Genomic DNA, 5517 nt, shown 5'->3' on the forward strand with positions numbered 1-5517 from the left:
AAAGCTCCCGCATTCCACCTTAAACACTAAACGCAACGCATAGTAAAAATGCCACGCGTTGCGAATCACTCTTAAACAGTTTGTTAGCCGCTCATTCCCAAAGGTTATTGCTTGCTCAATAGGAACTTACGCAAGTCTCTCTCAGCACGCATAACAAACAGAATAAATACTTTGTCGCCGTCTTGTTTATAGAAAACGCGGCACGGATTAACTACAACTTCACGATAACTTAGATGTTCTAGTTCAGGCGGAATGCGACCCGATTCAGGGAAAGCCTCTAAGCGCTCGACTTTAGAAAAGATCGTTTGAACCAATTGTTTTGCAGCTACGATATTTTCAAGTGCGATGTATTCAGCGATATCATTAAGGTCGGATAGCGCTGGCTCAGTCCAGATTATTTCAGCCATTTTGACATTTTGCCCTTGGCTTCATCGTGACTCACCACTTTACCGTCAGCTAATGCACGTTCACCTCGTGCAATCCCCTCCAGAATCGCCAAACGATTTTGCATAAACTCGTAATCATCAACATCAACCAGATATGCCGATGGCTTACCATGTTCGGTAATTAACACTGGTTCTTTAGTGTCGTGGAGATCGGCAAGGATCTTTGTTGCTTGGCGTTTGAGTGATGTAACTAGTTCTACTTTCATGAGAGCTGCTCCAAAGGAATACTAAAGTGATACTATTCTATCACTTTGAGTATAGCAAGCTCCATGACGGCTAACGCCCAATTAAGGGGTGAGCAACGCTACCACCCAACCTAAAGCATTGTACCGTAACCACTAAAATTGAAGTAGAAGCAAAAATGCCAAGCGTTGGGAATCCCTCTTAAATTGTTTGTTATGTTTTACCACAAATGATTGATTTAATTGGCAAAGAACTACTTTGTTGAGCCCATTTCAAGAAGTAAATCACAAGCTCGTTCTCACTTGGCTTACAGATGCACGAAACACCAAGCGAGTAAATCCACTTCCCTTCCCAATGAGGCAACCCGACAAACGTTCAACAAACGCCCTCTCTTTCCAACCAAAGCGCAAAACAATGGCAAATTGCCGAGGCAACTGCCAAGCTGACATGCTACTTGGCAAAGAATCTACAAGCGACTTAGAACCAGTGAGATTTGAAACCAACCCCCACGACCTGCAAATGAAGCAACCCGAGAATATTACATGTTTTACGGGTTGAGAAATTCACGAATTTGGGCCGACAATGCGGATTTGCTGAGGCAACTCGGGCGAACTGCCAAAGGGACAAAGAACATAGAACGAAGATGCTTTAAGTCACTGAAATACAAGTAAACATAACGCCCTGCTAAGGTGTGAGCCACATTAGCACCACAATAAAAATCACCACCATAATCACAAAAGTATGGGGAGTTAAAACTGCCGAGCGTGGCGAATCACTCTTAAGCAGTTTGTTAGCATGCGGGGCTGATTGATTCACCATATTTACATACTGCCTCATAGCAGACACGTAGTTGCCGATTGTTCTATCAGATATTTCATGCGATTCATGAAGCTTCGCGACTATAGCCGAAATATCGTTTTCACTAGCTAGAGTTTTTGAGTTAATTCTAATATTTGCATGCTTCTCCACACCATTTAAGTAGGAAACATAAGACTTACAAGAGTCAGCCACTTTGTCATTTTGCCCTACGCCTTGCTCACGAATAAATGCTTCATATTTCTTCTGATGTTCAAACATAACCCTAGCCTCTGAGTATTCATACTCTTAAAACGTAGGTTACGATCCCATCTAATGTCATCTATGATTTCGTACAAAGCATGCTAACGCCCTGTTAAGGGGTGAGCAACGCAATACCGAAGCCGCCGCATACCACCTTAATCACTTAAACCAACGCATAGTAAAAATGCCACGCGTTGCGAATCCCTCTTGAACAGTTTGTTATGTTAATCAGTCAGCCACTCCACTGCCGACTCATAGTTACCAAATGATTCCATTTCACCTGATATAAACCAACTGCCTACTTTAGCGGCCAGCTCCTGCCAATTTTTATCACCATAGATGGCTATTTTCTCAATATTAAAACCAACCTTTAACCCAAGCTGAAAATCGTCCCAAGCAGCCCGAAGCTCCCAACCTGAGAACTCAGTAATGTCGACCAACATTTTTATATGCTCTGAATTGATACCTTTTAAGCTAGAATCCAAGACTGGAACAATAGCTTTATAGTCTTCGTGGGTGAGTTTACCTGTAGCCTTAAACACTAAAACAGATTCAGAGCCAATACACTCAATACCTATTGTAATTCCATGACGTTCTATACTCATAGCGAATACCTAAAGTTGAATTGACCTGTACAGCTTAGGGTAAGCGAACAACAAAAGATGAGAGCTAATTACCAGTTTTATGCGGAATTTCAATGATTAACATAACGCCCAGTTAAGGGGTGAAGCACGCAATGACTAAGCCTCTGCATTGCGCTTCAACACCGAAACCAATGCATACCAAAAATGCCACGCGTGCTGAATCCCTCTTGAACTGTTTGTTATAACGTTTTTTCCACCGAAATCAACCAACTAGGGACATTTTCTCTAAACCAATTGAAGTACATAGAGGCTGATGATTTACCTCGACGTATCAAGATATTAGTGACTTCGACAACTAACCAAACTTTCGCAAGAATCAAATGTCTTTGCAGTTTATCTTGGGACAACTTGGAAGAGTATTGGACGTATTTTTCTACTATTGACTCATAATCACGGCTTGTTCCTAAACCTCTAACCAAAGGAGCCAAATCAATTGCAGGACTACCAAAACCAAACCGCTCCCAGTCAAACAAAACAAGTTCGCCATTATCTCTAGTACCCCAGTTCCCTTCATTGCTATCGCCCGATATTAGTCCTTTAAAGTCGAATAATTCGAATGATAAATGCTGAATAGTTCTCATAGAATCTTGGGTTACCTCAGGCAAGTTTAATCTATTCAATGCAAGATCAGTAGAGCGTGAATCCCAAGCGTGGTTCTTTACTGGAAACTGTGGCTGGAGCTTCGAATTATGAATGAATGCTAATTGCTCAAAAGTACTTTTATTAGCGTGTAGACCATTGAGCGTAATACTATGGGGAATGTACTCAATAACTAAGTTATTGCCACTAATATTAAGTAGTTTGGGAGTATTTACACCATCTAATGCCTCAGCTGCAAACTGATAAAAATTAAGTTCAACATCTGATGCCTCTCCTTTATAAATACAAGGCTCGCCCTCAAATTCCTCAATTGAAACATGAGCCGCCCCCATTTTGGATAAGTCTTGTTTTCCCATATGCTTCCCTGCGTTATAACGCTCTGCTAAGGGGTGAACAACGCGATACCGATGCCGCCGCATGCCCCTTAACCACTAAAATCAACGCATAGTAAAAATGCCACGCGTTGTGAATCCCTCTTAAGCAGCTTGTTAGTACGCTGCCCTTAAAGCCTTTGGCACACGCCAAGATACTGAAATATAGCACGGAAATTGTGGCTAAAAACACAGAAACTAAACGGACAGCTGCCGGCCTAAAAAACCGACATCAAGACGAAAGTTGGCTAGAAGAAAAACATGTCAAACTGCCCATTTTCACCGTTATCAAATTAGCAAAGGATTCGATCTTCAGACTTTAACAGCAGCGCTAAAGAAATTCAGTTTTTACCGAACACTTCCCAGCATCAAAGAAACCACACCAGAGAAATCGCCCAAAAGTTAGAAACCGTAAACGATGAAGTCAAAGCGAAAACTTCGCATCTAGTGCCACCGGAGCGAACGTGAAAGGCACATTTTTCAGGTGTAAAGCCATGAAAAGAAAACAATAAACACCGAAACTTTTTACCGCTGATGCCAATCCAATACTAACGCCGCGTTAAGGGGTGAACAACGCCACCACCCAACCTAAACCATTGTGCCATAATCACAAAAACTAAACTTTGAGCCAAAACGGCCAAGCGTTGAGAATCCCTCTTGAACGCATTGTTATGACACTATAGACTAAGCGCAACATAGCATATTGAGACTATATTATGACGCCAAATACAAATGAAAAGTTAATAAAAGAAATTAGAGAAAAAGTTAAAAACATTCGAAACTATCGACCTAAAGTTGGTGTATTTGGTGTGACAGGAGTTGGAAAATCGAGTTTGTGTAACGCACTTTTTGGTAAAGATATAGCTCCAATTAGTGACGTGACAGCCTGTACAAGGGAGCCACAAGAAGTCCTAATTGGTGACTCAGACAGTGGGATTACTATTGTAGACGTTCCTGGCGTTGGAGAAACTCCAGAGCGAGATGCCGAATACTTTGAACTCTATAAAAGTCTAATCACTGAATTAGATCTAGTGATCTGGGCAATAAAATCTGACGACCGAGCCTATAGTATTGCTTTGAAGGCATACAATGAAATACTACGCCCTGTGAACGAAACTTGCCCTACAGTTTTTGTGATAACACAGGTTGATAAAATTGAACCTTTGTTCGACTGGGACATGAAAGCGAACCAGCCAGGCGAACAGAAAAATGCAAACATTAATAAAAAAATCATCGAAGTATCAGCTGCATTTGATATATCTGTGCAAAACATTAGTGTCGTATCTGCTAACCAGAAGTACAACCTTGTTGAGCTAATGGATAAAGTAGTAGAGGTACTTCCAAATGAAAAAAAGTTCGCATTCACAAGAGAAGCAAACGAAGAGTACGTGTCGACAGAAGCAACGCTAGAAGCGGAGCGTGGTATCTTGGACTACATCAAAGATTTTTGCGGCGAAGCATATGAAGCAGTCAAAGATAACGTAATAGATGTAGTTGTCGAGACCGCTACTAAGGCGGCAAAAAGCGTTATTAAAAATGGAATAAAGTATGGGGCAAAGCTCCTAAAGGCTTTATTTTAAATAAACTCCTGCTGTTTAAAAGCTAAGCCGAAAATACTTAGCTTTTTATTTGCGTGTGTCATAACGCCCAATTAAGGGGTGAACAACGCCTCCACCCAAACCTAAAGCATTGTGCCATAAACACTTAACTGACTTGAAGTGAGACCGCCAAGCGTTGTGAATCCCTCTTAAATTGTTTGTTATGTGCGTACCAATTGGTTCCGCATTTCAATTAGTTGATGCTCACCAACCATCTCCACTTCTTGGATGAAATCAAAGCCAAGCTTTTCATAGTAACTTCGTAAATAGCTGTGAGCATGAATTTCTATAGAGCTTACACCCTGCGCTTTGGCGTATTCAATTAACTTGTTAACAACAATTGAGGCAATGCCACGACCTCGGTATGCTTTGAGAACGGCCACTCTTGCCATAACCGAAGAACCATTAGTCTTTACAACCAGTCGCGCTGTCGCTACACATTGATTTGCCTCTATAACAAGAGCATGTACTGCAACACTATCTAAGCCATCATCATCCAGCTCATTCGGAATATTTTGCTCGACTGTGAATACCTGATAGCGAATAGCCTGAGCCCTTTCTATGAATTCAGCAGACTTTCCGATTGTTACTTCCATGCCAATATCCTCGAAAGCAC

General features: G+C 41.5%; 7 protein-coding genes. 1 reads left to right on the forward strand and 6 read right to left on the reverse strand.

Going from position 1 to position 5517, the window contains the following annotated elements; translation table 11 throughout:
- Nucleotides 1–104: 104 nt before the first annotated feature.
- The 5 genes from NB463_RS00010 to NB463_RS00040 all read right to left on the reverse strand — a co-directional run bounded on the left by NB463_RS00010 (nt 105) and on the right by NB463_RS00040 (nt 3288).
- Nucleotides 105–407, reverse strand: coding sequence for a type II toxin-antitoxin system RelE/ParE family toxin (locus tag NB463_RS00010; RefSeq protein ID WP_025527253.1), 303 nt, complete (start codon nt 405–407; stop codon nt 105–107).
- A complete protein-coding gene (locus tag NB463_RS00015; RefSeq protein ID WP_005445660.1) occupies nt 395–652 on the reverse strand; it encodes a type II toxin-antitoxin system Phd/YefM family antitoxin in 258 nt (85 codons plus the stop codon). The genes NB463_RS00010 and NB463_RS00015 overlap by 13 nt, the downstream gene beginning before the upstream one ends.
- Nucleotides 653–1313: 661 nt before the next feature.
- Complete coding sequence (locus NB463_RS00020) at nt 1314–1706, reverse strand: hypothetical protein (RefSeq protein WP_038964139.1); 393 nt, start codon at nt 1704–1706, stop codon at nt 1314–1316.
- A gap of 206 nt (nt 1707–1912) precedes the next feature.
- On the reverse strand, nt 1913–2293 hold the full coding sequence (locus NB463_RS00030) for an STAS/SEC14 domain-containing protein (protein WP_145473906.1): 381 nt from the start codon (nt 2291–2293) through the stop codon (nt 1913–1915).
- A gap of 218 nt (nt 2294–2511) precedes the next feature.
- Nucleotides 2512–3288 carry a phosphotransferase family protein gene (locus NB463_RS00040; protein WP_258430562.1) on the reverse strand — a complete coding sequence of 259 codons (777 nt, stop codon included), beginning with the start codon at nt 3286–3288 and terminating at the stop codon, nt 2512–2514.
- A gap of 731 nt (nt 3289–4019) precedes the next feature.
- Here NB463_RS00040 and NB463_RS00045 point away from each other — a divergent pair.
- On the forward strand, nt 4020–4883 hold the full coding sequence (locus NB463_RS00045) for a GTPase family protein (protein ID WP_258430563.1): 864 nt from the start codon (nt 4020–4022) through the stop codon (nt 4881–4883).
- A gap of 179 nt (nt 4884–5062) precedes the next feature.
- Here the strand turns inward: NB463_RS00045 and NB463_RS00050 are convergent, their stop codons facing one another.
- A complete protein-coding gene (locus NB463_RS00050; RefSeq protein WP_258430564.1) occupies nt 5063–5497 on the reverse strand; it encodes a GNAT family N-acetyltransferase in 435 nt (144 codons plus the stop codon).
- Nucleotides 5498–5517: the final 20 nt, after the last annotated feature.

The sequence above is a fragment of the Vibrio sp. RM-41-2B genome (assembly GCF_024744415.1).
Classification (GTDB): domain Bacteria; phylum Pseudomonadota; class Gammaproteobacteria; order Enterobacterales; family Vibrionaceae; genus Vibrio; species Vibrio diabolicus.

Excerpts from the sequence above, each read along its gene's own strand:
- NB463_RS00010 (WP_025527253.1), bottom strand. The coding sequence starts at position 407 with ATGGCTGAAATAATCTGGACTGAGCCAGCGCTATCCGACCTTAATGAT.
- NB463_RS00050 (WP_258430564.1), bottom strand. The coding sequence starts at position 5,497 with ATGGAAGTAACAATCGGAAAGTCTGCTGAATTCATAGAAAGGGCTCAG.
- NB463_RS00030 (WP_145473906.1), bottom strand. The coding sequence starts at position 2,293 with ATGAGTATAGAACGTCATGGAATTACAATAGGTATTGAGTGTATTGGC.
- NB463_RS00040 (WP_258430562.1), bottom strand. The coding sequence starts at position 3,288 with ATGGGAAAACAAGACTTATCCAAAATGGGGGCGGCTCATGTTTCAATT.
- NB463_RS00015 (WP_005445660.1), bottom strand. The coding sequence starts at position 652 with ATGAAAGTAGAACTAGTTACATCACTCAAACGCCAAGCAACAAAGATC.
- NB463_RS00045 (WP_258430563.1), top strand. The coding sequence starts at position 4,020 with ATGACGCCAAATACAAATGAAAAGTTAATAAAAGAAATTAGAGAAAAA.
- NB463_RS00020 (WP_038964139.1), bottom strand. The coding sequence starts at position 1,706 with ATGTTTGAACATCAGAAGAAATATGAAGCATTTATTCGTGAGCAAGGC.